Raw genomic sequence first — 26,726 nt, 5'->3', positions numbered from 1 at the left:
GCGACAGATGCCTTCACGCGGAGGGGCTCTTGCCTTCAAACGGCAGCCGATACGAGAGAGACGACCATGAACATCACGACCATCGACACCGAACCGACGACCACCGGCAGCTTCAGCACGACCAAGCCGTGGATCGAGGTCACCGCCCCCCTCGGAGAGCGCTACGACGAGATCCTCACCCCCGAGGCCCTGGCGTTCCTCGCCGCACTGCACGACCGGTTCGCCGGCATCCGTCACGACCTGCTGGCCGCGCGGATGCAGACCCGCGTGCACTCGGCCAACGGACGCGACCCGAAGTTCCTTCCCGAGACGGATGCCGTCCGCCGCGACCGCAGCTGGCGGGTTGCCGGCGCCGGCCCTGGTCTGGAGGACCGTCGGGTCGAGATCACCGGACCCACCGACCGCAAGATGGCCATCAACGCGTTGAACAGCGGCGCGAAGGTGTGGTTGGCCGACCAGGAGGATGCCACGAGCCCCACCTGGGCCAACGTCATCGAGGGGCAGATCACGCTCTTCGATGCTCTGAGGGGTCAGCTCTCGTTCACCAACCCGGACGGTCGTGAGTACTCCGTCGAGGGCCGGATGGGGCTCGCGCACGGTGGGCCGGCCGAGACGCCCACCATCGTCATGCGTCCGCGCGGCTGGCACCTGACCGAGAAGCACATCCGTTTCCACGACCGTGCCGGCCGCTCGATGAGCGCATCCGGGGCGCTGGTCGACTTCGGGCTGTACTTCTTCCACAACGCGCACCGCCTCATCGAGCTGGGCCTGGGGCCGTACTTCTACCTTCCCAAGCTGGAGAGCCATCGCGAGGCGCGCCTGTGGAACGACATCTTCCAGTACGCGCAGAACGCCCTCTCCATTCCGCAGGGGACCGTCCGCGCGACCGTGCTGATCGAGACCATCCAGGCGGCGTTCGAGATGGAGGAGATCCTCTACGAACTGCGCGATCATTGTGCAGGACTGAACGCCGGCCGGTGGGACTACATCTTCTCGATCGTCAAAACGTTCCGCTCGCGTGGACGTCGTTGGGTATTCCCCGACCGGGCCTCTATCACGATGACGGTGCCGTTCATGCGCGCGTACACGGAGCTGCTCGTCTCCACCTGCCACCAACGCGGGGCATATGCCATCGGCGGCATGAGCGCGTTCATCCCCAACCGTCGCGATCCGGAGGTGACTGCTCAGGCGCTCGAGAAGGTGACCGCAGACAAGCGGCGGGAGGCTGGCGACGGCTTCGACGGCACCTGGGTGGCGCATCCCGACCTCATCCCGACGGCCCGCGCGGAGTTCGACGCGGTGCTCGGCGAGCAGCCCCACCAGCTGGCGCGGCTGCGCGAGGACGTGACGGTCACGGCGGCGCAACTGCTCGACATCCCCTCCATCGGCGGCCAGGTCACCGAGGGCGGCGTCCGCGACAATGTGCGCATCGGCATCCGTTACATCGAATCGTGGCTGCGTGGCGTCGGGGCGGCGGCCATCGACAACCTCATGGAGGATGCTGCGACGGCTGAGATCTCCCGGTCGCAGGTGTGGCAGTGGGTGAATGACAACACCGTCACGGCTGAGGGTCGCCGCATCGACCGGGAGTGGGTGGAGTCGCTCGTGGAGGATGTCTACGCCGACCTGGATCGCTTCGACGGAGATCGATTCGCGGATGCCGTGACGGTCTTCCGTCAGGTGAGCCTCGAGCCGGAGTTCCCGACCTTCCTCACCATCCCGGCCTACGCCCGCTTCCTCTGAGAGACGCGCAGCGGTTCTGCTGGTCGAGTAGCGCAGACGCGCCAGCGGCTTCGCGTATCGAGACCCTCGCACGGGCGAGGCACGGGTTTCGATACGCGTGCTCCTTCGTCGCGCGCTACTCAACCAGCAGGGCCAACTGCCGGTCGAGTAGCGCAGACGCGTAGCGGCTCCGCGTATCGAGACCCTCGGGCTCCTTCGTCGCGCGCTACTCAAGCAGCGGCTCCGAGTGTCGCGGCTGTGCACAACCGCCTCCGACGTCGGCGACCGCCCGTAGAATCACCGGGTGAGTTGGAACGCCGAAGCCGAGTGGGGCGAGCCGCCCCAGGACGACTGGGCGCCGCCCGAGGACGAGTGGATTCCGCCGAGCGACGCGGAGCTCGAGTCGGCGGCCGGTTCGGGCATCTCCGTCCCTTCGACCCCTTCGGTGGCGGCGGTGACGCCGCGTGCGGCGCCCGCACGATTCTCCGATGCCGCAGAAGCCCTGCACACCGTGTTCGGCTACGACCGCTTCCGTGGCGAGCAGGCCGCCATCATCCGGCAGGTGTCGGATGGCGGAGACGCCCTCGTGCTCATGCCGACCGGCGGGGGCAAGAGCCTGTGCTACCAGATCCCCGCGCTGCTGCGCGAGGGCACCGGCGTGGTCGTCTCTCCGCTGATCGCCCTGATGCACGACCAGGTCGACGCCCTCGAGGCCGTCGGTGTGCGCGCCGCCTACCTCAACTCGACCCAGAGCCCCGCGGAGCGAGCATCCGTCGAACGCGCTTATGTCGCCGGCGAACTGGACCTGCTCTACATCGCCCCCGAGCGCCTGAGTTCCGAGCAGGCCAAACGGTTCCTCGAGCGAGGCACCATCGCGTTGTTCGCGATCGACGAGGCCCATTGCGTGAGCCAGTGGGGTCACGACTTCCGGCCCGACTACCTCGCTCTCGGCGAACTGGCCGAGCGCTGGCCCGATGTGCCGCGTATCGCCCTCACAGCTACCGCGACCGAGGTGACGCATCGGGAGATCACCGAGCGCCTGCACCTCGCCGACGCCCGGCACTTCGTGTCGAGCTTCGACCGGCCCAACGTCCAGTACCGCATCGTCGCGAAGAACGACCCCCGTCGTCAGCTGCTCGACTTCATCCGCGCAGAGCACGCGGGCGACGCCGGCATCGTCTACGCGCTCTCGCGCGCGACGACGGAGAAGACGGCCGAGTTCCTGCGTCAGAACGGCGTCGATGCGGAGCCGTACCACGCCGGCCTCGATGCTGCTCAGCGCGCCCGCACGCAATCGCGCTTCCTGCGCGAGGACGGCGTGGTCATCGTGGCAACGATCGCGTTCGGGATGGGCATCGACAAGCCCGACGTGCGCTTCGTCGCTCACGTCGACCTGCCCAAGTCGGTGGAGGGCTACTACCAGGAGACCGGTCGGGCGGGCCGCGACGGCGAGCCCTCCACGGCGTGGCTGGCCTATGGACTGCAGGATGTCGTGCAGCAGCGCGGGCTCATCGAGCGATCGCCCGGCGACCTGGCGCATCGTCGGCGTCAGACCGCGCACCTCGACGCCATGCTCGCGCTCTGCGAGACGGTCGGCTGCAGGCGCGTGGACCTACTGGGCTACTTCGGCCAGCAGAGCAGCGCGTGCGGCAACTGCGACACCTGCCTCACTCCGCCGGAATCCTGGGACGGCACCGTGCCGGCTCAGAAGCTCCTGTCGACCGTCGTCCGGCTCAAGCGCGAGCGCGGACAGTCGTTCGGGGCCGGCCAGACCATCGACATCCTGCGCGGCAAGACGACGGCGCGCACCGAGCAGTGGGGCCATGAGCGCCTGTCGACGTGGGGAATCGGCGCCGATCTCTCCGACCAGCAGTGGCGTGGCATTGTGCGCCAACTCCTCGCCCAGGGCGTGCTGGCGGCCGCCGGCGAGTACGGGACGCTGGCGTTGACGGATGCCTCCGCTCGGGTACTCGCGGGCGAGCGGGCGGTGATGCTCCGAACCGAACCAGACCGTGCGCCCTCGCGATCGTCCCGGCGCGCGGCCGTCGCCGGCGACCTCGCGCCCGGAGACCACGGCCTGTTCGAACGATTGCGGGTCTGGCGCGCGGCCGAGGCGAAACAGCAGGGCGTCCCCGCCTACATCGTGTTCGGTGACGCCACCCTGCGCGCCGTCGCCGCGGCGCGACCGGCATCCGTAGGAGACCTCGACGGCATCTCCGGAATCGGGGCCAAGAAACTGGATGCCTACGGGGAGGCCCTTCTGGCCGTGGTGGCTGCCGAGGCGTCCGCGTGACGGGCGCACTCGGCGTGCATCGACCGGCCTCCGTCGTCGTCATCGCGGTGCTCGCGTTCGTGGCGGCCGCCTTGGACCTCCTCGTCGGCGGTCTCGTCCTCGCGGCCGGGATGATCAGCGCGGCACCATCCGCGTTCGAGGTGACGCTCGGCATCGGCGCCATCATCGTCGGCGTCGCGATCATCGTGGTGGGCGTCGGCCTGCTGCGCGGCAACCCGGTGGCACGCGTCGTCACGATCGTGATCGAGTCGCTCTCCGTCGTCGCCTCGATCCTGCTGATCGTGCTCGCCCCGTCGTCAGTCGGCAACGTCCTGCCCGGGCTGCTGATCGCCCTTTTGGTGGTGCTCCTGCTGTTCCGACCCGACGTGGTGCGCTACTTCCGCGGACTCGCCGAAGACCCGCCCGCCGGCCCCTGACCAGTGCCGCGCGAGACGCGAGCGGCGTTCGCGGGTGAATCGACCCCCGCGAAACGCCGCTGCTCCCGAGCGGGTGCGTCAGAGTGTGGCCGGCACCAGCACCCGGTCGATGGTGTGGATGACGCCGTTCGTCGCCTGGATGTTGATCGCCGAGAGCACGAGCTTCGGATCCTGCAGGCTGGTGTTCTCGTCACGCAGGGTGATCAGTCGCGGCTTGATGACTCCGCCGTTCGCCATGGTGATGGATCCGGCGAACAGCACCTGCAGGGGCCCCAGCTTGCGGTCGGGCACCACGTGGTACAGCAGCACGTTCTTGATCTGGTCGACGGTGAGCGCCGTCGTGATGGTCGTCAGCGCAGCGGCCTCGCTCGTCGGCGCGGTGCCGGTCAGGTCGGTGACCAGACGCTCGAACGCGCGGTCGTTGGGCGCGAACACAGTGAACTTGCGGGAGGTGTCGGCCAGCACGGGAGCCAGCCCCGTCGCAGTCAGCGCCTGGATGAGGATGTCGTAGTCGTACGGGTTGTCATCCGGCGTTCCGCCTCCGGATGCCGCGACGGCGACGTCGACGATCGTTCCGGCCGGCGCGGGCGGCGTCCATCCGTTCGCGTTGGCCGGTGCTGCGGTGCCCAGGAGCACCAGAGCGGCAGCCGCTGCGGTGACGGCGAGGATCTTCTTCTTCATGGAATGCACTCCTTCGGTTATCGGCACAGATGTGCCCCAAACGGGTGCCTCCCGGACGGGAGTCTATGCCCCACCGGGACGCGGCACCAGTGCGGATGCGGGCCTCATTCCGGCCGCGAAAAGGGATTCGACAGATTTCCGCATCGGGTGCATCCGAAGGCCGCCTTCGGCCGGAAGAGGGTGTGTAAGACCAATTCGCCTTCGGGCAGGACATGGAGGTCCGCATGCGCAAAACACTGGTCGCCGGCATCGCCGCTGGAGCCCTCATCGCCTTGGCGGGAGCCCTTCCCGCCCACGCTGCCGACGGAGACGCTCAGCTCTCCGTCTTCCACGCCGTTCCGGGTGTGACCGTCGACGTGTACGTGAACGACAAGCTCACTATCGACGACTTCACCCCCGGTTCGATGGCGGGTCCCCTCGACCTCGCGGCGGGCAAGTACACCGTCGCCATCACCAAGAGCGACGCGACCGACGCCTCGGCCCCCATCATCGGACCGATCGACCTCACCCTCGAGGCCGGCAAGGACTACACGGCCGTCGCCAATCTCGGCGCGGACGGTAAGCCGACGGCGAACCTGTTCACCAATGACATCTCCGTCCTACCCGCCGGTCAGGGCCGGCTGACGGTCCGTCACGTCGCCGCCGCTCCGGCCGTCGACGTGCTCGCGGGCGGCTCTCCGGTCATCACCGGCCTGACCAACCCGAACGAGAAGGTGCTCAACCTTCCCGCCGGCGTCGTGTCCGCCTCGGTCGCCGCGACGGGCACCACCGACCCCGTGATCGGTCCGGCGGACGTCAACGTCGCCGACGGCGTCAACACCATCGTCTACGCCTGGGGCAGCCTGACCGACAAGACCCTGGCGCTCGCCATCCAGACGATCCCCGGACTGAACTCCGATCCCGGCAGCATCCCCGCCGGCTCAGCGGGTCTGGTCGCCACCAACAAGCCGTTCGACTCAGCAGGGCTCTGGGTGGGTGCCTCCGTCATAGCCCTGCTGTCTGCTGCCGCCCTCACCGTCTTCGCGGTGCGTCGCCGCGCTCAGGCGCGACGCTGACGGGCGTCACCGTGCGTGCCGCGACGAGGAGGGTGGGAATCCTCGTCGCGGCACTCGCCGTGTGCGGCGGGATGGTCGGTTGCTCGACCACCGCCAGCGTCGTGAAGGGCGCGACCCTGTTCACGGCCGTCGCGACCCCCAAACCCCAACCGACCGCGGCGGTGCAGGTCCCGATCCGCGGCACCGGGCTCGACCAGCAGGTGCCGATCGCCGTCGCACCCGTGCGATTCCGCATCGAGTCGCTGGGCGTGGACATGACGGTCGCCCCCGTCGGCCTGACCAGCACTGGGTCGATGGAGCTACCGCCCGATCCGGCCAACGCCGGGTGGTACCAGTACGGCTCGTGGCCGGCCAGCGCCGCCGGCGCGACGGTGATCGCGGCTCACGTCGACTCGCTGTACTACGACATCGGGCCGCTGGCCAAGCTGCCGCAGGCGACGGCGGGTACCGAGATCATCGTCACGACAGCCGACGGCAAGGACAACCGGTACGTCGTGCAGAACGAGGGCATGGTGACCAAGCCCGACGTGCCGTGGGGTCAGGTCTTCGACCGGACGGGCCAGCCTCGCCTGACCATCGTCACCTGCGGAGGAGAGTTCGATTACACCCGCCGCACCTACCTCGACAACGTCGTCGTGACGGCGCTGCCCGAAGGATGAGGGGGCGGATATGCTGGCCGAGAGTCCGGCACCCTCCCGGGCCGCGCCCGGTGCGCTTCCGCGCAGCACCGATGTCGCCATCGCCCGGCCCGAAGCGGAGAGACCGCACACCGACGTGACAGATCGAGATGACGCAGACGTCGCGCGGGCATTCCGCGCGGGCGACGAGACGGCGATCGCCGACGCCTACGCGCGCTGGTCGGGGATCGTCCACAGCCTGGCTCTGCGCGCTCTCGGGGTGCGCGCCGACGCCGAGGACGTGACGCAATCGGTCTTCATCTCGGCGTGGCAGGGGCGCGCGAACTTCGACCCGGAACGCGCCCCGCTGGTCGCCTGGCTGATCGGCATCACGCGGCGCCGGATCGCGGATGCGCTCGAGGCGCGCTCGCGCATCCGTCGGCTGGAGCAGTCCCTGACGGACGCGAATTCGACGGAACCCCCATCCGATGAGGTCGACGTCGCCGAACGACTCATGATCGCGGCCGAACTGGGTCGACTCGAGCCGGTGCCGAGACGGGTCATGGCGCTGGCGTTCTACGGAGACATGACCCACTCCGAGATCGCCGACAGCACCGGGCTTCCGCTCGGTACGGTCAAGAGTCATATCCGGCGAAGTCTCGGCCGGCTGAGGACCCGATTGGAGGTGGACGATGACTCATCTCGATGACGAGACCCTGGCCCTGCTGGCCCTGGGTGAGGAACGGGCGAGCAGTGAACAGGAGCAGCACCTGGCGACGTGCGATCGCTGTGCTGCCGAACTGGACTCGCTCACGCGTCTGGTCGATGTCGGTCGCAGTTCGCGCGATGTCGAGATCGTCCAGCCCCGTCCCGAGGTCTGGCAGCGCATCCACGCCGAGCTGGGGCTGTCCGCGACCGTCGCCGAGGTGCCCGTCTCCGATGGACCGGCGGATGTCGCGCCGCTCGCGGTCGAGCTCGCGCCCGTCGACGCCTCCGCCCGGGGCGGGCACGCACACGCAGCCCCTCACCGGCGCCGTCCACGGCGCCCCAGCCGTGCGGTGATCTGGGCGGTCGCCGCCGCCGCGCTCGTGATCGGCCTCGTCGGGGGCGTGATCGGCACGGCGCTGGTCTCGTCGACTCCGGCGCCCCGGTTGGTCGCCGAGGCGAAGCTCGATCCGTTCCCGACCTGGAATGCGTCCGGATCGGCACGCGTCGAGGAGACGCCGTCGGGCTCTCGCAGCGTGGTCGTCGACCTGCAGGCGCCGAGCGGAGGGCTCCGCGAGGTGTGGCTGATGGATCCCGACACGTCGGGCCTCGTCAGCCTCGGCCTGCTCTCCGGCGACTCGGGCCAGTTCGCGATTCCGAGCGGCGTCGATCTCCAGCGCTACACCCTCGTCGACGTCTCGGATGAGCCCGACGACGGCAATCCGGCGCACTCGGGAGACTCGATCGTGCGCGGCAGGCTGCGGGCGGCGTAGGTCATTCGGCCGCTGCGTCCGTCGTCGAGGCGATGCGCTCCAGCCAGTCGCCGAGAAGCCCGCGCTCGTTCGGGCTCAGAGCGCTCGAGTGATCGAGGGCGGCGCGGAGGTGCACGGCGGCCGCGGCCGGACCGGCGCCGGCGACGGCGGGCCCGTCCGTTGTCACCGCCGCGATGATCGCCTCTCGCGCCAGGTCCGAGAGACCGAGGTCGCGTCGCTCCGCCGGTTGCGCGATCAGGGTGAGGGTGATGCCGGACCCGGTCGCGTGGACGAGGTCCAGCGCCTGCTTCTCGGTCACTCGGAGACGGCCGCCCTCGGCGATGCGTCGGAGGTGCCCGGCAGCGACGTCCGCCGCCGCCGACGCGGCTGGCGAGAGGCGTCCGACCCGCGGATCGCCGTACATGAGGGCGTAGAGATGCGGATGCGTGAGCCCGAAGCGCACGTGGAAGTTCCACCCGCGGCGGAGGTCGTCGACCGGATCGTCGCCCGGAGTGCGATCCTGCTGGTCACGGAACCGCATGAACCCGGCCATCACGGCTGCATCGAGAAGGGCGTTCTTGTCGCCGAACAGTCGGTAGATCGTGGGAGCCTGGACGCCGGCCGCCACACCGACGGCGCGCGTCGTCACGGCATCGCGGCCGCCATGGTCGAGCAGGGCGATGGCCGCATCCAGGATGCGGGCGCGCGTGTCGACCGCTGTCGACTGGCCGCCCTCTTCCATGGTGTGAACCGTAACACCAGCCCCTTTCGTCGCCCTGTTAATGGTGCTAACTTTCCAGCGTTAACGCCGCCAACGTCGGAAGGTCATCCATGGACATCAGCAGAAGGAACTTCTTCGTCGCGGCCGGCGCGGTGAGCATCCCGCTCCTGTTGGCCGGATGTGCGGGGTTCAGCACGGCGGGCACGAAGCCGACACCCCGGAAAGGCACGCTCACCTTCACGACGTGGGGCACCGACAGCGAATTGGCCGGCTTCAAGACCGCGATCGCACGGTTCGAGAAGGCGAACCCCGGGTCGACGGTCACACTGAACGCCGTGCCGTACGAGCAGATGTTCACCAACATCGATGCGCAGCTGCAGGCCGGCAACGCTCCAGACATCTTCCGCGTTCCCTATTACACCTTCGGAAGTTACGCGGGCCGGAGCCAGCTGCTCGACCTCACCGCGACCCTCCCGAGCGGATTCAGCGATCGATTCACCCCGCAGGCCTGGCGTGCCGTGCAGAACGCCGACAAGCCGTTCGGTGTCCCCCACCACACCGACACCTCGGTCATCCTCTACAACAAGGCGCTGCTGGCGTCGGCCGGTGTCACCGCCATCCCCACCACGCTCGAGAAGGCGTGGACGTGGAAGGAGTTCGAGGGCGTCTCCGAGAAGCTGCGGGCATCGCTCCCCGACGACAAGTTCCCGTTCGCCTACAACTGGCAGGGCAACGGCGTGACACGCTGGCTCAGCTGGCTGTTCCAGGCGGATGGCCGGTTCCTCGCGAAGGACCTCACGTCGCCAGCCATCGACTCGAAGGCCGGGCGCGCGGCGGTCGACTTCACCAAGAGCTTCTTCGACAAGAAGTGGGTGCCGCAGAACGACTCCGTCAAGTCGACCACCTACGCCAGCGACATCTGGTACTCGCAGACGGCGGCGATGACGTGGGGTGGCGCCTTCCTGCTCCCGGATGCGGCATCCACCCTCGACTTCGAGTGGGGGGCGACCTTCGCGCCGCGCAACGTACGCGGCGGAAGCGACTTCGGCGGCAACGCGCTCGTGGCCACCGCGGGAACGAAGCAGCCCGAGCTCGCGACGGCATTCCTCGACTTCATGACCCAGGAGAAGTCGATGCGCGACTTCTGCGAGGCGGCATCGCTGCTGCCGACCCGCGCCGACCTCGTCGAGTCCGGCATCACCTTCGCGCAGCGTCCTGAGCTCTCGCCCGTCTTCATCGGCCAGGCCTCCACCGTGCAGGCTGCCGACTCCGGCCAGGTGGCATCCCCCTCGATGTCGAAGATCATCACCGTGCTGAAGGACCAGCTGGAGCAGGCGTTCATCGGTGGCCAGAGCACGGATGCGACCATCAAGGGGCTCTCCGACGGGATCGCGGCGGCGACCGCATCGTGACCCTGCGCGTCGAGGAACGATCGGCCGCGCCGGCGGGTGGCGAACCGGCGCGCCCTCGCGAGTCCGGGCCGCGGCGCTCGCGACGGCGTCGCAACCTCGGCGAGACCCTCGCGGGTCTGGCGTTCCTCTCGCCGAACATGCTGCTGCTCGGGCTCTTCGTGCTCGTCCCACTCGTCGGCGCCGTCAGCATCAGCCTTCAGGCGACCAATGGGTTCGGCTCCGGCCGGTTCATCGGCTGGGACAACTACGTGCGGTTGTTCTCGGACGGGCTGTTCTGGCGCTCGACCCTCAACACCGCGCTGTTCACGCTGATCGTCACCCCGGTGTCGATGGCGATGGGCCTCGGCATCGCGGCGCTGCTCAACTCGGTGCTGCCGGCACGAGGCGTGTTCCGCTCGATCGTCATCGTGCCGATGGCCATCTCGGGGGTTGCGACGGCGCTCATCGGAGTGCTCATCTTCGACCAGAACAGCGGCATCCTCGACAAGATGCTCAAGTTCGCCGGCCTCCCGTCCATCCCGTGGCAGTCGGGCCAGGGTGCGGCGTTCGCATCCGTCGTCATCGTCACCCTGTGGTGGCGGGTCGGCTTCAACATGCTCATCTACCTCGCCGGCCTGCAGGGCGTGAACCCGGGACTCCACGAGGCGGCGCGTCTGGACGGGGCGAACGGATGGCAGCGTTTCCGCTACATCACCGTCCCGATGGTCGGCCCGTCGTCGTTCTTCCTGCTCATCATGAACGTCATCTACTCGTTCCAGGTGTTCGACATCATCTTCGTGATGACGGGGGGAGGCCCGCAGAACGCGACATCCGTTCTCGTGACCTACGCCTACGACACGGGCTTCGTCACGCGTGACCAGGGCTACGCCGCGGCGATCGGCGTCGTACTCCTCCTGCTGACCCTGGCGTTCACGGCGATCCAGTGGCGCATCAGCCGAACCCGCGACCAGGTCGAGTGAGGCGGCGATGACGCAGACGCTGGCAACCGCCCCCCGTGCTCTCCCGACACCCGCTCCCCGCAGTTCGCGCCGACGGCGCGGACGGGGCGCCCTCGCCGCGCGAATCGTCGCCGCCGGCGTGATCTGCGGAATCCTCCTGTTCCCGCTGTACTGGATGGTCGTGGTCGCGTTCTCTTCTCGTGCCGAGCTGCTCGGGGGCGACCTGCGGCTGTGGCCGCGCAGCTGGACGATGGAGAACTTCCAGCGCGTGCTCTCGTCCTTCCCCGTGATCACCTGGTTCGGCAACTCGATCGCCATCTCCGTCGTGGTCGCCCTCATCACGGTGACCGTCAGCCTCCTCGCCGGGTACGCCTTCGCTCACCTGCGCTTCCGGGGCTCGAACGTGCTGTTCCTGGTGGCGCTGTCCACCCTGATGATCCCGGTGCAGGTCATCATGGTGGCCCTGTTCCAGCTCGTCACCACGCTCGGCATCTACGGGAGCTACTGGGCCGTCATCCTCCCGACGGCGGCATCCGCGTTCGGGGTGTTCCTGGCGCGCCAGTTCATGCTCGCCATCCCGCGCGACCTCATCGAGGCGGCCCGGATGGACGGGGCGGGCCATCTACGCGTCTTCACGCGCATCGTGCTGCCGCTGTCGAAGCCGCTCATCGCCGTGCTGTTCTTCATGAGCCTCCTGCAGAGCTGGAACGACTTCGCGTGGCCGCTGATCGCCCTGAAGGACAACTCGCTGTTCACCCTTCCGATCGGGCTGCTCTACCTGCAGGGCCAGTTCGGCTCCGACTACGGCGCGACCATGGCGTTCGCGCTCCTCAACGTGACGCCGATGGTGATTCTCTTCCTCGTCTTCCAGCGCTACTTCGTTCAGGGGTTCGCGCGCAGCGGCATCCGCTAGTCCGCACGGGGCGGACCGGCGCTGACGCGGCGACGCGCGTACTGCTCGACCTCGTCGTCCGCCACCTGCCAGTTCGACTCGAGCCACCAGGTCGCGCCGGCATCCGCCCATGTCCTGACCACGGCGGCATCGGCAGCCGAGCCGTCACCCGTGGTCGTTCCCTCCTGCACGATGTCGAACCGACGATCGGCGACGCCGAGGCGCTGACGCTCCGCCATGAGCCACGCGATGGCCTGTGCCGCGATCTCGGGCGTGTACGTGCGCTGCTGCTCCTCGGGACCGGATACCCCGGAGCCGATCGGCGCGTAATTGGGAATCCACCCGTCAAACCGCGCCACCCGGCGCATCGACAGCGGGCGGGGCCAGGCGCCGACCACCCAGATCGGGATGCGGGGCTCCTGGATGATCGCCGGTGGCAGCATCTGGTCGCTGCGATCTGCGTGATAGTGCTCGCCGGAGTATTCGAACGGCTCGCCGCGCCACAGCAGCTGCAGCAGGTCGAGGCTCTCATCGAGCAGCTCGGCGCGCACGCGCCTGCCGGGATCATCCTCGAAGATCCAGAACCGCGGCTCCGAGTCGGGCACGCCGAGGCCAGCGGAGAGGATCACCCGGCCGCCCGAGAGACGGTCGACGGTCATGGTCTGCCCGGCGAGCTCCCGTGGCCGTCGGCGCGGTACCGGCGTCAGCATCGTCCCGAGCCGGATGCGGTCCGTCCGCACCGCTGCGGCCGCGAGGGTCGACCACGGGTCCGTCGCCCAGATGCCCTCCCAGACGAAGAATCCGTCCCATCCGTTCTCCTCGGCGAGCGCCGCCAGATCGACGGCCACGGCGGGATCGGAGCCCGTGTAGATGAACCCGTGCTTCATGGCACGAACGCTAGCGCGACCGGCCGACATCGGTCGCGGCGGCGATAACCAGAAGGCCATCACAGCAAGTACTTGATGTGATATAGTAATTGTCGTGATGAACATACCCACCGGGCCACCCAAGCAGGACGACGCCTTCGCGGCCGACCTGCTGCGCGGCCACACCGACACCATCGTGCTCGGTGTGCTGCGTGCGGGGGAGCGCTACGGCTTCGAGATCTACAAAGCGATCCGCGATGCGACCGGCGGCGGTCACGAGATCAAGGAGGCGACCCTGTACGCCACCTATCGCCGCCTGGAGCGCGACGGGCTCGTCGAGTCCTACTGGGGAGACGAGACGCAGGGCGGTCGCCGCAAGTACTACCGCATCACCGACGCCGGCCGCGCGGTGTTCAGCGGAAACGTGACCGCGTGGGTTGCCACGCGGCGCATCATCGACTCGCTGCTCGACGTCAAGGAGCCCCGCAATGGCTGACACCAGCACGCCCCGCCCTCGCGGCGGAGACATCCATCGGCTTCTCGACGAGGCCTTCACCGGCGTCGACATGACGCCCGAGACGCAGGACCTGAAAGAAGAGGTGCGCGCGAATCTGGTCGCCCGAGTGGCCGACCTCGAGGCGGCGGGCGCGAGCCCGACGGACGCCGCGCAATCGGCGATCGACGAGCTCGGAGACATCCGCGAACTCGTCGGCGACTCGCCGCCGGAGTCGGCTGCAGGTCCGAGCGCGGCCTCGCACAGCGCCGCGTATCAACGCGCTCGGGTGCGGCCCCGGCCGGCCTATGTCGTGCGAGCGGTGCTCGCCTCGATCATCGCGTCGGTGGCCATCACCCTCGCCGTCCTGGCGCTGACCGGTCTGCTGCCCATCCCGGTCGGACCGTGCATCGCCCTGATCGGAATCGCTGCGACCGCCCTCGCCTGGATCGTCGGCGACTCCCTCGTGCAGGAGACCACGACGAATCACCCGATGCCCCGCGAGCGAGCCGGCGGCTACTTCTGGGCCTCCCTGCTCACCCTTCTCGGGGCGGGATGCACAGCGCTCGTGGCGGTCGGAGCCCTGCCGGTGTGGAGCCTTGCGATCGTTGCGATCGGCCTGGCCGGCGGCGTCGTGCTGTTCGCCTTCCTCGCCGCCACCCAGACGAACCGGCACAAGGCCTGGTTGCGTGCCGCCCAGCGCGAGCACGCCGACATCGGCGATCGCTTCGAGAGGGATCCGGCCGCCGCCGCCCGCTTCGGCATCTACACCGCGGTCATCTGGATCGTCGCGATCGCGGGCGTCGTCGTCGTCGGGTTGACGGTCGGATGGATCTGGTCGTGGATTCCCGTGCTCGGCGGCTTCGTCGTGATGATGCTCGTGCTCGCCCGGATGCTGTTCGGCGCGTCGGCGGAGCAGCGATGACCGCCGGGAACGAAGCGCGGGTCGGGCCCGCGCGCAGCACCTACCAGCGCAGCGCGTGAGCCGCTAGGCTCGCGGCACCGCGGCTCGATCGGGCTGCGGTGCCGCACCACCGACGAGGGAGCAGACCGTGGCAGGAACCCGTCCGGGAGGCGTCACCTTCATCGCCGTGCTCGTCTGGATCCAGGGGGCGCTCGACATCCTCGCCGGCATCCTGCTGCTGGTCGGCCAGAACGTTGCCGGCGCGGCGGATTCCTTCGGCGGTCGAGGTGGACTCGTCACGACGGCCATCCTCTACATCCTCATCGGCGTCATCATCATCCTCGTCGCACGCGGACTCCTGCGCGGCAGTCGTGGTGCAAGGCTCGTCGTCACCGTGGTCGAAGTCATCACGCTCGCAGGAGCCGTGTTCCTGCTGATCGCCTCGCCCCCGCAGGCACTGAGCGCGATCGTCACCGGAGCCGTCGCCCTCGTGGTGATCCTCCTGCTCTGGACCGGCCGCGCTGCGACGTTCTTCCGGCACTGACGTCACTGCGGCCCGGCGACGGCCGACGCCGAGGTACGGACAGATGACGGATGCCCGACCCGCGTTGTGCCACCTCTCTCACGGGCGCGGGCGCGGATTGTCGGATGCCACAACGCGACTCGGCCGCATCCGGCGCCCTTTTGTAGGCGCTGCACGCATCACTTCGATGCCGACGCGAGCGCTCGTACGGTTGAAGAAGATCTGATCCACCGAGGGGATAATCCATGGTCGACACCGCCGCACGCCCGAAGGCACCCGCATCCGTCACGAAGGCCGCCGAATCGGTCGCGAAGGCCGACACCGGCCCCATCACCGTTCCCGGCCAGCCGGGGGCGCCCCGGGTCGACCTCGAGAAGCTCGGTCGCCAACTGTTGGGAACCTGGGCCGACGTGCGCCTGGCCTCCCGCGAGCTGACCGCGCGCCCCGAGATGCAGCGCATCGAGGGCCAGTCGATGGATGAGCAGCGCGAGCGCGTCTTCGGCCAGCTCAAGCTGCTCGTCGACAACGGGCAGGTGCTCCGTGCCTTCCCTAAGAGGCTCGGCGGCCTCGAGGACCACGGCGGCAACATCGCCGCGTTCGAGGAGATGGTCACGGCCGACCCCAGCCTGCAGATCAAGTCGGGCGTGCAGTGGGGCCTGTTCGCCGCCGCCATCCTGCACCTCGGCACCGACTACCACCACGAGACGTTCCTGCCCGACACGATGAGCCTCAAGGTTCCGGGCGCGTTCGCGATGACCGAGACCGGGCACGGGTCGGATGTCGCGTCCATCGCAACGACCGCGACCTACGACGAGAAGAAGCAGCAGTTCGTCATCAGCACCCCGTTCCGCGGGGCGTGGAAGGACTACCTCGGTAACGCCGCCAAGCACGGCACCGCGGCCGTCGTCTTCGCCCAGCTCGTCACGCAGGGGATCAACCACGGCGTGCACGCGTTCTACGTGCCCATCCGCAATGCCAAGGGCGGATTCCTCAAGGGCATCGGCGGGGAGGACGACGGTCTGAAGGGCGGTCTCAACGGCATCGACAACGGGCGACTGCACTTCACCGACGTGCGCGTGCCCCGCGCCAACCTCCTCAACCGCTACGGCGACGTGGCCGAGGACGGCACATACACGAGCCCCATCGCGAGCCCGGGTCGCCGATTCTTCACCATGCTCGGCACCCTCGTGCAGGGCCGCGTCTCGCTCGACGGAGCCGCCACCCAGGCCGCCGCGGTCGCCCTCAAGATCGCCGTCACGTACGCCACCCAGCGCCGCCAGTTCACCGCCGCGAGCGACACCGACGAGGAGGTGCTGCTCGACTACCAGCGCCACCAGCGCCGCCTCATCCCGCGCATCGCCACCGTCTACGCCCAGACCTTCGCTCACGACGACTTCCTCGTGAAGTTCGACGCCGTGTTCAGCGGGAAGGCCGACACCGATGACGACCGGCAGGACCTCGAGACCCTCGCGGCCGCCCTCAAGCCGCTGTCGACGTGGAACGCTCTCGACACCATCCAAGAGGCCCGCGAGGCGTGCGGCGGTGCCGGTTTCCTCGCCGAGAACCGCTTCGTCGGCCTGCACCAGGACCTTGACGTCTACGCGACGTTCGAGGGCGACAACAACGTGCTGCTGCAGCTGGTATCCAAGCGACTGCTCACCGACTACTCCAAGCAGTTCGCGAAGGCGGATGCCGGCGCGCTCGCCCGCTACGTCGTCGCGCAGGCGGCAGACCGCGCCTACCACGGCACCGGACTCCGGGGGCTCGGGCAGACCATCTCCGATTTCGGCTCGACCCGCCGCTCGGTCTCGGAGTTGCGCAACCCGAACACGCAGCGTGAACTGCTGACCGACCGGGTCGAGACGATGATCGCCGAGGTCGGTGCGCGCCTCCGCGACAGCCGCAAGCTGTCGAAGAAGGACGCAGCGGCCCTGTTCAACTCGCAGCAGAACGAGCTCATCGAGGCGGCCCGCGCCCACGGCGAGCTGTTGCAGTGGGAGTCGTTCACCAAGGCTCTCGACAAGACGACGGATGCCGGAACGCACCAGGTGCTCACGTGGCTCCGGGACCTGTTCGGTCTCGGCCTCATCGAGAAGCACCTGGCCTGGTACCTCATCAACGGCCGTCTCTCGCCCAAGCGTGCTCAGGCCGTCACGGCCTACATCGACCGCCTGATCGCGCGGCTGCGTCCGCACGCCCTCGACCTCGTCGACGCGTTCGGCTACAAGCCCGAGCACATCCGTGCGTCGATCGCCAGCGGCGCGGAGCAGATGCGGCAGGACGAGGCCCGCGCCTACTTCGCCGAGCAACGCGCATCGGGTACCGCACCGATCGACGAGAAGACGCTCATCAAGAAGTCCCGCTGACGCTGGTCGAGTAGCCCGCGACGGAGGAGCAGGCGTATCGAGACCCGATGGTCGATTAGCCCGCGACGGAGAATCAGGCGTATACAAGGCTCGTGCACAACGCCGGTCGAGTAGCCCGCGACGGAGGAGCAGGCGTATCGAGGCCCGTGTACGCCCGTGTACGCCCACGATCCACACACCCTTCACACGATCCGCCAAGGCTCGCTCGATAGCGTCGAGCACGTGACCGCTCTCGACGACGACCCTTATCCCTCCGCCGTCCGCCCTCTGCTCACGCCCAAGGCGGCCGAGCTGTTCCGGTTGATGGACACCGACACCATCGCCGAGGTCGCTTCCCTCCGCGACGAGTTCGCGCGGTTCCTCATGCGCTACAAGTTCGGCATGGACGAGATCGTCACCAAGCTGTCCATCCTCCGCGAGGAGTTCAGCTCGACCGACGGCTACAACCCCATCGAGAACATCGCCTGCCGGCTCAAGACCATGGACGGCGTGCTCGAGAAGATGGCGCGCAAGGGCGTCGAGCCGTCCTTCGAGGCGATCCGCGGAACGCTGAGCGACATCGCCGGCGTGCGCGTGACGTGCAGCTTCGTCAGCGATGTCTACCGCATCGTCGACCTGCTCACGACGCAGCAGGACGTGACGGTGGTCGAGGTCAAGGACTACATCGCAGCACCCAAGAGCAACGGATACCGCAGCCTGCACGTGATCCTCGACGTGCCGGTGTTCCTGTCCGGTGGGGCGGAGCCGGTGCGGGTCGAGGTGCAGTTCCGCACGATAGCGATGGACTTCTGGGCGAGCCTGGAGCACAAGACCTACTACAAGTTCGACACCCAGGTGCCCCAACACCTCATCGACGGCCTCACGGGAGCCGCCGAGACGGCAGCCGAACTCGACGCCACGATGGAGCGACTGCACCGCGAGGTGCGTTCCTACGGCGTGCCCACGGCATCCGTCCGCGCCATTTAACAGCTCGCTACTCGTACCCGCATGGGCGAGTCGATCGGCCTCAGCGCGCTGGCGGCTTGATGATGGCGCCGGTCGCGAGGCCCACGGCGGCGCCGGCGGCGAGCCACAGCCAGAAGCCCGTGAACAGGCTGATGACGAGGCCGATGACCAGTCCCATGACGATGCCGAGGATCAGTTGGGAGCGGCGCGTCGGAGGCGAGGGTTGCTGGGCCATGCAAACGAGCCTAGATGAGCCCCAAGGCGCTGACCGCCTCCCGCTCCTCGACGAGCTCGGCCACGGAACGGTCGATGCGCTCCTGCGCGAAGGCGTCGATGGAGAGCCCGGAAACGATCGCCCATTCGCCACCCTCCGACGTCACCGGGAACGACGACACCAGGCCATCGGGCACACCGTAGGAGCCGTCGGAGACGATGGCGGCCGAGGTCCAGCCATCTGTCGTACCGTGCACCCAGTCGCGCACGTGGTCGATGGCGGCTGTCGCTGCCGAGGCGACGGATGACGACCCGCGCACCTCGATGATCTCCGCCCCGCGCCGCGCGACCCGGGGGATGAACTCCTCCGCGAGCCAGCGCTGGGCCGCATCCGCCCCCATCTCCTCGCTCAGCCGCTCGGCGACGTCGCGTCCGGCCGCAGTCGCGTGGGCGACGTCGGGGAACTGGGTGGCTGAGTGATTGCCCCAGATGGTCACGTCGCGCAGCTGCGTCACGGGAACGGTGAGCGCGGCGGCGAGCTGGCCGAGCGCCCGATTGTGGTCGAGCCGGGTGAGTGCGGTGAAGCGTGAGGCAGGGACATCCGGCGCGTGGGCGCTCGCGATGAGCGCGTTGGTGTTGGCCGGGTTGCCGACTACGACCACCCGGACGTCGGATGCCGCGCCCGCGTTGATCGCCTCGCCCTGCGGCCCGAAGATGCCGCCATTGGCGGCGAGGAGGTCGCCCCGTTCCATGCCCGGCCCGCGCGGCCGAGAGCCGACCAGGAGTGCGACGTTGACGCCGTCGAAGGCTCGCCGCGGGTCGTCCGTCACGTCGACGGCCTGGAGCAGCGGGAAGGCGGAGTCCTGCAGTTCCAGTGCTGCACCCTCGGCTCCGCGCATACCCTGCGGAATCTCGAGGAGTTTCAGCCGCACGGCCGTGTCGGGTCCGAGCATCTCGCCAGCGGCGATGCGGAACAGGAGATTGTAGCCGATCTGGCCGCCGGCCCCGGTGATCGTGACGGTCGCAACGGTGTTCGCCATGGGGGCGAGCCTACGCCGGGCCATCGACACGCGGGCGGCGGTCGGGCCAAGATCGAGGGAGGAGGGCGAATGAGCGAACCGATCGAGAGACGGATGACGCGCACTCCCGTGCGCCGGTTGGCCGAGCGCTACGAGACGCGGCACCCCGACTGGCTGGTGCAGCACGCCCTGACTGCGGGATGGATCTGGGCGGCCTTCTGGGTGCTGATGCTGGTGGCGGCCGACCACTTCGACCTGCACGCCGCGCTCTGGGTGGCCTTCGTCGTGCTCGCCGTCTTCCCCACCTTCAGCGCGACGGTGATCGTACTGAGCCAGACCCCGCACGAGCGCTTGAACCGCAGCGAGTCGGTGCTCGGCCACTTCCTCTCACGGTTCGCCGGCTACGCGTTCGCCTTCGTGGCGTGGACGGCATCCGTCGTGCTGAGTGCCACCATCGCCACGCAGCTGCAGATCGCCGGTAAGGACAACACCGGCGACACCCTCGACGTCGGCGTGGGATACATCGTGGGATCGGTCCCCATCGTCGTGCTGTTCCTCTGGCTGATGCTCATCCTCCGTTATGCCTGGTACCTGTCGAGGCTGCGGGGCTGGCGCAGCAGCCCGGTCTCCACCCGGCTGCCCGACGACTTCCTGGAGACGTCACCACGCAGCCACGGCATCATCGTCGGCCTCGCGCATCCGGGACTCCTGGCCGCGACCGGCGGTCTCGCCGTCCTCATCGCCAGTGTGCTCTGGATCGACGAGGTCACGATCAACCTCATCTGAGGGCCCGGCCGTATCGTCGGCGGTCGCTAGGGTGGCCGCATGCGCGAGTTCTACCCCGAGATCCAGCCGTACGACACCGGCATGCTCGACGTCGGCGACGGCCAGGAGGTCTACTGGGAGGTGTCCGGCAATCCGGATGGCAAACCCGTCGTCTTCCTGCACGGCGGACCAGGGGGTGCGACGGGGCCCAAACATCGCCGCCTGTTCGACCCCGAGCGCTACCGCATCGTCGTGTTCGATCAGCGCGGCTGCGGGCGTTCGACACCGCACGTCAGTGAGCCGGACGCCGACCTCTCCGTCAACACCACGTGGCATCTCGTCGCCGACATCGAGCGACTCCGCGAGCACCTCGGCATCGAGCGATGGCAGGTGCTCGGCGGCTCCTGGGGGAGCGCGCTCGCCCTGGCCTACGCCGAGAAGCACCCGGAGCGCGTCACCGAGCTCATCGTCCGCGGCATCTTCACCCTCCGCCGCGACGAGCTCGACTGGTTCTACGAAGGCGGCGCATCCGCCCTCTTCCCCGACCTGTGGGAGGAATTCGTCGCCCCCGTGCCCGTCGACGAGCGCGGCAATCTCATCGAGGCGTACGGCCGCCTGCTTGCCGACCCCGATCCGGCCATCCACGAGCCCGCAGCCATCGCGTGGTCGCGGTGGGAGTCCTCGACCATCACCCTGCTCCAGCAGCCCGACACCATCGCGCACTTCACCGAGCCGCGTTACGCCGTGGCGTTCGCGCGCATCGAGAACCACTACTTCCGCAACGGCGGGTGGTGGGAGGAGGGCCAGCTCATCCGGGACGCCGATCGACTCGCCGACATCCCGGGGGTCATCGTCCAGGGCCGCTACGACGTCTGCACGCCGCCGATGACGGCCTGGGCACTGCACCGGGCCTGGCCGCAGGCCGAGTTCCGGATGATTCCGGATGCCGGCCACGCCTTCGACGAGCCGGGCATCCTCGACGCGCTCATCGAGGCCACGGACCGTTTCGCGCAGTGACGGATGCCGCGTGGCGTTGGACCGTGTCCGCACAAGGTAGCTTGAGCGCATGAGTTTCAACGACAACGCCAAGCTCGAGGGCGGAAAGGTCTCCAAGCGCGGCCGCAACGTGGGCATCGGTGCCGGCGTCGGCGGCCTCGGCGTGATCGCCGTCGTGCTGATCGGCCAGTTCCTCGGCGTCGACCTCTCTGGACTCGTCGGTGGGGGCGGAAGCAGTTCGTCCAGCGACGAGCAGATCCAGGGCTGCGAGACCGGCAAGGATGCCAACACCAATGTCGAATGCCGCATGGAGGGCGCTGCCGAATCCCTCGACGCCTACTGGGCCGGCGACGGAAGCGCGGCGCTCGGCGTGAGCTACCACTCGCCGGCGTTCTCGTTGTTCACCGACTCCACGCAGACCGGATGCGGCAACGCGACCAGCGCGGTCGGCCCGTTCTACTGCCCGCCCGACGAGCGCATCTACCTCGACACCGCCTTCTACGACGAACTGCGCGACCGCTTCGGCTCGTCCGGCGGCCCGCTCGCCCAGATGTACGTCGTGGCGCACGAGTGGGGTCACCACATCCAGAACCTGGCCGGCACCCTCTCGAAGTCGCAGGATGGCGACACCGGCCCGACGTCCGCCAGCGTGCGCACCGAGCTGCAGGCCGACTGCTTCGCGGGAGCCTGGGTGGCCAACGCCTCGACCGCGAAGGACGCCTCGGGCGTTCCCCTTCTCCAGCCGGTGACGAAGGAGCAGATCACGGATGCGCTGAGCGCCGCCGCAGCCGTCGGCGACGACCGCATCCAGCAGTCCGCCGGCCAGGGCGTCAACCCGGAGTCCTGGACCCACGGTTCGTCCGCCTCCCGCCAGAAGTGGTTCGAGGCCGGCTTCAACGGAGGCCCGACCGCGTGCGACACCTTCAGCGCGAGCGGGTCGGCGCTGTAAACGACCGACGAGGCGCATGAGATGGATCGCTGGCGATGAGTGTCGAAGGAACTTCGCGGCCGAAACATGCTGTGGTGATCGTCAACTACGGATCCAGCGGGCTGCTGCTGCGCAATCACTCTCATACCAAGGGCACCTCCGATCGCCTCGTAATCATCGTGGACAACTTCAGTTCGACCGATGAGCAAGGCCGGGTGGTCGACCTTGCGAATCTGTTCGGATGGTTCGTTGAGCTAATGCCCACCAATGTCGGGTTCGGAGCGGGAGTCAACGCCGGAGCCGCGAGAGCTGTTCGCGAGGGGGCGCAGAGTATTGTCGTAGTCAACCCCGATGCGCACCTCAGGTCCTCGGACATCGACGCACTCGTAGACGAGGTGGTAGCCGACCACGAACTCATGGTCTCGCCTGTCATTCGGAGGAGTGATGGTGCAGTCTGGTTCGATGGAATCGATCTGTTCCTCGACTCCGGACGCATGGCAAGTAAGCGCCGATCCAGACCTCCGTCTGGATCACGGCGTCCGTGGCTGAGCGGGGCATGCTTTGCGATTTCGGCTCACCTCTGGGAGAGAGTCGGCGGATTCGACTCCGACTACTTCCTCTATTGGGAAGATGTGGACCTCTCTCATAGGGTGCTCGACATCGGCGGAAAGCTCTCGGTGCTCGAAAGAGCGTCGGCTGTGCACGACGAGGGAGGAACCCATCCATCGCGCCCCGACGTTCACGGGAGATCCAGCCTCTACTACTACTTCAACATCCGCAATCGGCTCGTCTACGCCGCCAAGCATTTGGACGACCGGCGTCTGACGTCCTGGAAGTGGCAAACCGCTCGCGTGTCTTATGAGATCGTGCGCGGTGGTGGAAGACGCCAATTTCTGCGACCTTGGAGACTGGTGCGCGCCTATCTCCGCGGAATCAAGGACGGGTTCTCCTATGTTCGATCTGCGCGAGGTCGGTGACGCGTCGGATGCTCACGCTCCCCCTCAACTGGGGCATTGTGCGGTCGAACGAGAACGTCGCAGACTTGATCCTGCTTTAGTCTGCACTGGATCAACCCGATGATCGCCCGACAGCGCTCCGACTGACGGCAGGTTTGACCCTACTTTTATGTACTCTATTGGGCGGTCGTATCGGAGACCGCAGTGCCCTTCGAGTCAAACCCAGCAGGCGGTCAACGACCGTCCCGCCGGTTCAGGCCGATCAGCCTCACGGTAACGGCTCTCGTTTTCACGAGCCTCGTATTGAGCGGCTGCTCATCGTTCGAGCGACCCGAGGCGACCAGGGATACCCGCCCCGTCGTCACGCCCTCGCCATCCGCAGGCCGCTCCACTTCGGTTCCGGTCGCCGGCGGTGGTACGACTGCCGACGTCATACAGTCAGCCGATGCAGGACCTGTGGTCGAGGCCACGTGGGGTCAGGTCGCTGATTTGGGTAACGGGGTTCAGGCGACGATCGCCGACTCAAAAAGGCTCGAAGTGAAGGCAGAGACGCCTGGCGAGACGAGCGGGCCGGCCGTCGCACTCACGGTTGAATTGACCAACAAATCTCAAGGATCGATCGATGTCGGCTCACCGATTGTCACGCTGACTGATCAGGCTGGCGTCTTAGGTCAGCCCACCACGTCTTCGCCGTTCAAGCCATTCACAGGCTCTGTTGCACCAGGCAAATCCGCAGCCGCTGTGCTCGTGTTCCTCGTCCCCAGGTCGGATGCTGGGCCCTTCAAACTCTCCGTAACGTATGCCGCTGGCCAGCCCACGGCACTTTTCAGCGGCACCATCTAGCGAGGTCATAATGAGAACCCGTCTTTCCATGGCAACTCGTCGTCTGGCGATGACCACCGTATTCGTCCTCGCGCTCGGTACATCCGCGCTCGCCTTCTCCGCTCCCGCGAATGCCGCGGAGCCCGGACCCGCACCTATCGAACAACGCAACAGCTCGACCGTCACCGCGGACGGCTTGCCGACGGTGCAGCTCGACTCCGGCATCGTCTGGGCTCAGGACATCGTCGGCAATACAGTTTTCGCGGGCGGTTCTTTCACGAACACACGGCCCGCCGGTGCGGCCCCCGGCACGAATCTCACGCCTAGGGCCAACATCCTCGCGTACGACATCCGCACGGGACAGCTGATTTCGTCGTGGGCTCCGACCATCAGCGGGACGGTGAAGTCGATGAAGGCATCGCCGGACGGAACGCGACTTTACGTCGGCGGCACGTTCAACTCGGTCAACGGGCAGACGAGATTCAATTTCGCGGCATTGGATACGACGACCGGGGCTTTGATTCCGGGATTCACTGCGTCGGCGGGTGGCTCCTACGTCAACGCAATCGCGGCCACGGATACTGCTGTGTACGTGGGTGGATTGATCGGCGCGGCCAACGGTGTCCCTCGCAAGAACCTCGCTGCGTTCAACACTTCGGGTGCTCTGCTCGGCTGGGCACCCACCACAGATCTTCAAGTCGATGCTTTCACTCTGACGCCGGCAAAAGACAAGCTGATCGTCGGTGGTCGATTTTCCACGGTGAACGATGTCACGCAACGTGGCTTGGGTGCTCTTGACCTGACCTCCGGCGCACTTTTGCCCTGGGATGCGCCTAATACTGTCAAGAACGGTTGGGGAACGGGTGACGGCGCCGGTCGCGCCGGGATCTGGGGGCTGACTACCGACCAGAACGCTGTGTACGGAACCGGGTGGGTGTTCTCCAACGCGAGCATCGGAAATCTGGAGGGTACCTTCTCGGCTGAACCGGGAAGCGGCGCCATCAGGTGGATAGCCGATTGCCACGGGGATCATTACGCCGTCTATTCCGATGGAACCAACGTGTACACAACCAGCCACGAGCACGCGTGCGAAACCATCGGCGGGATGACCCAAGACCAGCCTTCGCACATGCGCAACGCGAGCGCGGTGACAGCTGCCGTGAAGGGGACACTCGGTACGAGTCCTTGGCTCAGCTCCATCTACGCCGACTGGACCGGATTTCCGGCACCGGCAGCGATTGACTGGTATCCCGACTGGATCACGGGCACGGCGTCGGGGATGGGCCAGGCCGGCTGGTCGATGGTCGGCAACGGAGCGTACCTCGCGGTCGGTGGGGAATTCATCGGAGTCAATAATCAACGCCAGCAGGGACTGGTCCGATTTGCTGTCACGCCTGCCGGCGGCGCGAAGCAGGGCCCGCGCCTCTCTTCTGACTCGTGGGTGCCAACTGCACGATCGGTTGCCAGCGGGTCGGTGCGGGTATCCATACCGGCTAACTGGGATAGGGACGACCTGAACCTGACATACAAGCTCATGCGAACGGGTAAGGCCGACCCAGTGCAGACGGTTGCCATGAAGTCGACCTACTGGAATACGCCGACGGTTGTGATGAACGACGGCTCGTTGCCGGCCGGTTCCACTCAAACGTATCGGGTGGTTGCCGTCGATGGTGATGGAAACTCGGCGACGAGCGCACCGGTGACGGTCACGGTGAGCACGGCTTCCGCTTCGGCCTACGCGCAGGTTGTGCTCAATGACAACCCCAGCTTGTTCTGGCGCCTTGGCGGCTCGGGTGCAACGGCCGCCACCGACTGGGCTGGATCGAATAACGGCGTGGTCGGCACGGGGGTCGGTACCGTGAACGGCGGGTCGATCGTGGGTGAGAGCGGAGCCGCGTCCACTTTTGACGGAACGTCGAACGGTCTCGTCTCCACGACCTCGACAACTAGCGCTCCAGGCAACTTCTCTACCGAGGCGTGGTTCAAGACCACGAGCACGAGTGGCGGCAAGCTCATCGGCTACGGCTCCAGCTCGAGCGGGGATTCCAGCAATTACGATCGCCACGTCTATCTCGACAACGACGGCAGGCTCACCTTCGGCACCTACCCGAACTCCGTCAAGACCGTGCGGTCCACTGCCTCATACAACGATGGCGCTTGGCATCAGGTCGTTGCAGCCCAAGGGTCCGACGGAATGAAGCTCTATGTGGACGGAAGCCTCGTCGGTTCGGACGCATCTGTCACGAGCGCGCAGCCATACTCGGGCTACTGGAGGCTTGGCGGCGACAACCTGAACGGATGGCCATACGCAGGATCCAACGAGAATTTCACAGGCGCGATGGATGAGTTCGCCGTATACGACTACGCGCTCACGGCCGGTCAGGTTTCCAGCCACTACGCGGCCGGGCTGGGACTGGGCGTGCCAACCGCCTCGTTCACATCGACGGCAAATGGCCTCACAGCGTCATTCGACGCCAGCGCGTCCACGCCGTCGAGTGGACAGACGATCTCGTCCTACAGTTGGAACTTCGGAGACGGGTCGCCGGCCGTTCTCGGCAGGACCCAATCTCATGTCTACGGGTCGACGGGCTCGTACACGACGACCCTGACGGTGAAGGACAGCGGCGGTCTCGTTGCCACTTCCTCGACCCAGGTCAGCGTGACCGCTCCGCATGCTGTTCCGGTTGCGGTGATTGGTAGTGCGGCTTCGGGTTTGTCGGTGTCTT

General features: G+C 67.5%; 26 protein-coding genes. 21 read left to right on the top strand and 5 right to left on the bottom strand.

All coding sequences use genetic code 11. The features are described from left to right. The first annotated feature begins 66 nt into the window (after nt 1–66). From aceB to E6C70_RS15660, 3 genes are all read left to right on the top strand, one after another. A complete protein-coding gene (gene aceB / locus E6C70_RS15670; RefSeq protein WP_136425446.1) occupies nt 67–1,743 on the top strand; it encodes a malate synthase A in 1,677 nt (558 codons plus the stop codon). A 283-nt stretch (nt 1,744–2,026) separates the two neighbouring features. Continuing rightward, nucleotides 2,027–4,015: a DNA helicase RecQ gene (gene recQ, locus E6C70_RS15665; RefSeq protein WP_136425445.1), complete on the top strand. Its 1,989-nt coding sequence runs from the start codon at nt 2,027–2,029 to the stop codon at nt 4,013–4,015. Then, nucleotides 4,012–4,431, top strand: coding sequence for a hypothetical protein (locus tag E6C70_RS15660; RefSeq protein ID WP_136425444.1), 420 nt, complete (start codon nt 4,012–4,014; stop codon nt 4,429–4,431). The genes recQ and E6C70_RS15660 overlap by 4 nt, the downstream gene beginning before the upstream one ends. Before the next feature lie 78 nt (nt 4,432–4,509). Here E6C70_RS15660 and E6C70_RS15655 read toward each other — a convergent pair whose 3' ends face one another. Further along, entirely contained in the window at nt 4,510–5,112 is a 603-nt protein-coding gene (locus tag E6C70_RS15655; RefSeq protein WP_136425443.1) for a fasciclin domain-containing protein, read from the bottom strand. A 224-nt stretch (nt 5,113–5,336) separates the two neighbouring features. Here E6C70_RS15655 and E6C70_RS15650 point away from each other — a divergent pair, with 224 nt between their 5' ends. Genes E6C70_RS15650 through E6C70_RS15635 form a run of 4 tightly spaced genes read left to right on the top strand, consistent with a single transcriptional unit; the run spans nt 5,337 to nt 8,262 of the window. Next, nucleotides 5,337–6,167 (top strand): DUF4397 domain-containing protein, encoded by an 831-nt coding sequence (locus tag E6C70_RS15650; RefSeq protein WP_136425442.1) that lies wholly within the window; start codon nt 5,337–5,339, stop codon nt 6,165–6,167. Nucleotides 6,168–6,199: 32 nt separating this feature from the next. Next, nucleotides 6,200–6,826 (top strand): class F sortase, encoded by a 627-nt coding sequence (locus E6C70_RS15645; RefSeq protein WP_136425441.1) that lies wholly within the window; start codon nt 6,200–6,202, stop codon nt 6,824–6,826. A 10-nt stretch (nt 6,827–6,836) separates the two neighbouring features. Beyond that, on the top strand, nt 6,837–7,493 hold the full coding sequence (locus tag E6C70_RS15640; protein ID WP_136425440.1) for a sigma-70 family RNA polymerase sigma factor: 657 nt from the start codon (nt 6,837–6,839) through the stop codon (nt 7,491–7,493). After that, nucleotides 7,477–8,262 (top strand): anti-sigma factor, encoded by a 786-nt coding sequence (locus E6C70_RS15635; protein WP_136425439.1) that lies wholly within the window; start codon nt 7,477–7,479, stop codon nt 8,260–8,262. The genes E6C70_RS15640 and E6C70_RS15635 overlap by 17 nt, the downstream gene beginning before the upstream one ends. Before the next feature lies 1 nt (nt 8,263). Here E6C70_RS15635 and E6C70_RS15630 read toward each other — a convergent pair whose 3' ends face one another. After that, the gene (locus tag E6C70_RS15630; protein ID WP_136425438.1) at nt 8,264–8,983 is read right to left on the bottom strand and encodes a TetR/AcrR family transcriptional regulator; all 720 of its coding nucleotides are present in this window, start codon (nt 8,981–8,983) and stop codon (nt 8,264–8,266) included. Nucleotides 8,984–9,072: 89 nt separating this feature from the next. On the opposite strand from E6C70_RS15630, the gene E6C70_RS15625 reads away from it, so the two are divergent. From E6C70_RS15625 to E6C70_RS15615, 3 genes are read left to right on the top strand one after another with little or no spacing between them, the layout of a single operon-like run. Continuing rightward, a complete protein-coding gene (locus E6C70_RS15625) occupies nt 9,073–10,374 on the top strand; it encodes an ABC transporter substrate-binding protein (protein ID WP_136425437.1) in 1,302 nt (433 codons plus the stop codon). Further along, nucleotides 10,371–11,333, top strand: coding sequence for a carbohydrate ABC transporter permease (locus E6C70_RS15620; RefSeq protein ID WP_235833583.1), 963 nt, complete (start codon nt 10,371–10,373; stop codon nt 11,331–11,333). Before E6C70_RS15625 ends, E6C70_RS15620 begins: the two co-directional genes overlap by 4 nt. A 7-nt stretch (nt 11,334–11,340) precedes the next feature. Further along, nucleotides 11,341–12,225 carry a carbohydrate ABC transporter permease gene (locus tag E6C70_RS15615; RefSeq protein WP_136425436.1) on the top strand — a complete coding sequence of 295 codons (885 nt, stop codon included), beginning with the start codon at nt 11,341–11,343 and terminating at the stop codon, nt 12,223–12,225. On the opposite strand, the gene E6C70_RS15610 is transcribed toward E6C70_RS15615, so the two are convergent. Then, the gene (locus E6C70_RS15610) at nt 12,222–13,091 is read right to left on the bottom strand and encodes an LLM class flavin-dependent oxidoreductase (RefSeq protein WP_136425435.1); all 870 of its coding nucleotides are present in this window, start codon (nt 13,089–13,091) and stop codon (nt 12,222–12,224) included. The two genes, E6C70_RS15615 and E6C70_RS15610, sit on opposite strands and share 4 nt — an antisense overlap. Nucleotides 13,092–13,188: 97 nt before the next feature. Here E6C70_RS15610 and E6C70_RS15605 point away from each other — a divergent pair, with 97 nt between their 5' ends. From E6C70_RS15605 to E6C70_RS15585, 5 genes are all read left to right on the top strand, one after another. Beyond that, on the top strand, nt 13,189–13,566 hold the full coding sequence (locus E6C70_RS15605) for a PadR family transcriptional regulator (protein ID WP_136425563.1): 378 nt from the start codon (nt 13,189–13,191) through the stop codon (nt 13,564–13,566). After that, the gene (locus tag E6C70_RS15600; protein WP_136425434.1) at nt 13,559–14,488 is read left to right on the top strand and encodes a permease prefix domain 1-containing protein; all 930 of its coding nucleotides are present in this window, start codon (nt 13,559–13,561) and stop codon (nt 14,486–14,488) included. The genes E6C70_RS15605 and E6C70_RS15600 overlap by 8 nt, the downstream gene beginning before the upstream one ends. 127 nt (nt 14,489–14,615) lie before the next feature. Then, entirely contained in the window at nt 14,616–15,011 is a 396-nt protein-coding gene (locus tag E6C70_RS15595; protein WP_136425433.1) for a DUF7144 family membrane protein, read from the top strand. Between the two features lie 224 nt (nt 15,012–15,235). Further along, on the top strand, nt 15,236–17,356 hold the full coding sequence (locus E6C70_RS15590) for an acyl-CoA dehydrogenase family protein (RefSeq protein WP_136425432.1): 2,121 nt from the start codon (nt 15,236–15,238) through the stop codon (nt 17,354–17,356). 303 nt (nt 17,357–17,659) lie between these two features. Next, entirely contained in the window at nt 17,660–18,322 is a 663-nt protein-coding gene (locus E6C70_RS15585; protein ID WP_136425562.1) for a GTP pyrophosphokinase, read from the top strand. Between the two features lie 40 nt (nt 18,323–18,362). On the opposite strand, the gene E6C70_RS15580 is transcribed toward E6C70_RS15585, so the two are convergent. Together E6C70_RS15580 and E6C70_RS15575 are read right to left on the bottom strand one after the other, a co-directional pair. Then, the gene (locus tag E6C70_RS15580; protein ID WP_136425431.1) at nt 18,363–18,536 is read right to left on the bottom strand and encodes an HPP family protein; all 174 of its coding nucleotides are present in this window, start codon (nt 18,534–18,536) and stop codon (nt 18,363–18,365) included. A 10-nt stretch (nt 18,537–18,546) separates the two neighbouring features. Beyond that, nucleotides 18,547–19,554 (bottom strand): malate dehydrogenase, encoded by a 1,008-nt coding sequence (locus E6C70_RS15575; RefSeq protein WP_136425430.1) that lies wholly within the window; start codon nt 19,552–19,554, stop codon nt 18,547–18,549. Between the two features lie 69 nt (nt 19,555–19,623). Between E6C70_RS15575 and E6C70_RS15570 the strand changes: the two genes are divergently transcribed. The 6 genes from E6C70_RS15570 to E6C70_RS15545 all read left to right on the top strand — a co-directional run. Then, on the top strand, nt 19,624–20,319 hold the full coding sequence (locus E6C70_RS15570; protein WP_136425429.1) for a hypothetical protein: 696 nt from the start codon (nt 19,624–19,626) through the stop codon (nt 20,317–20,319). 39 nt (nt 20,320–20,358) lie between these two features. Continuing rightward, nucleotides 20,359–21,315, top strand: a complete 957-nt coding sequence (pip, locus tag E6C70_RS15565) for a prolyl aminopeptidase (RefSeq protein ID WP_136425428.1) — start codon at nt 20,359–20,361, stop codon at nt 21,313–21,315. 49 nt (nt 21,316–21,364) lie between these two features. Further along, nucleotides 21,365–22,243: a KPN_02809 family neutral zinc metallopeptidase gene (gene ypfJ, locus E6C70_RS15560; RefSeq protein WP_136425427.1), complete on the top strand. Its 879-nt coding sequence runs from the start codon at nt 21,365–21,367 to the stop codon at nt 22,241–22,243. Between the two features lie 74 nt (nt 22,244–22,317). Next, nucleotides 22,318–23,199 carry a glycosyltransferase family 2 protein gene (locus tag E6C70_RS15555; RefSeq protein WP_168770988.1) on the top strand — a complete coding sequence of 294 codons (882 nt, stop codon included), beginning with the start codon at nt 22,318–22,320 and terminating at the stop codon, nt 23,197–23,199. 435 nt (nt 23,200–23,634) lie between these two features. Next, a complete protein-coding gene (locus tag E6C70_RS16780) occupies nt 23,635–24,021 on the top strand; it encodes a DUF4352 domain-containing protein (protein ID WP_168770987.1) in 387 nt (128 codons plus the stop codon). Nucleotides 24,022–24,070: 49 nt separating this feature from the next. Next, on the top strand, nt 24,071–26,726 hold a 2,656-nt coding region (locus tag E6C70_RS15545; RefSeq protein WP_168770986.1), incomplete at its 3' end, for a LamG-like jellyroll fold domain-containing protein.

Source organism: Orlajensenia flava (genome assembly GCF_004801905.1).
Taxonomy (GTDB): domain Bacteria; phylum Actinomycetota; class Actinomycetes; order Actinomycetales; family Microbacteriaceae; genus Orlajensenia; species Orlajensenia flava.
The sequence above is the reverse complement of the archived record's forward strand: the minus strand, read 5'-3'. Positions and strand labels throughout refer to the sequence as shown.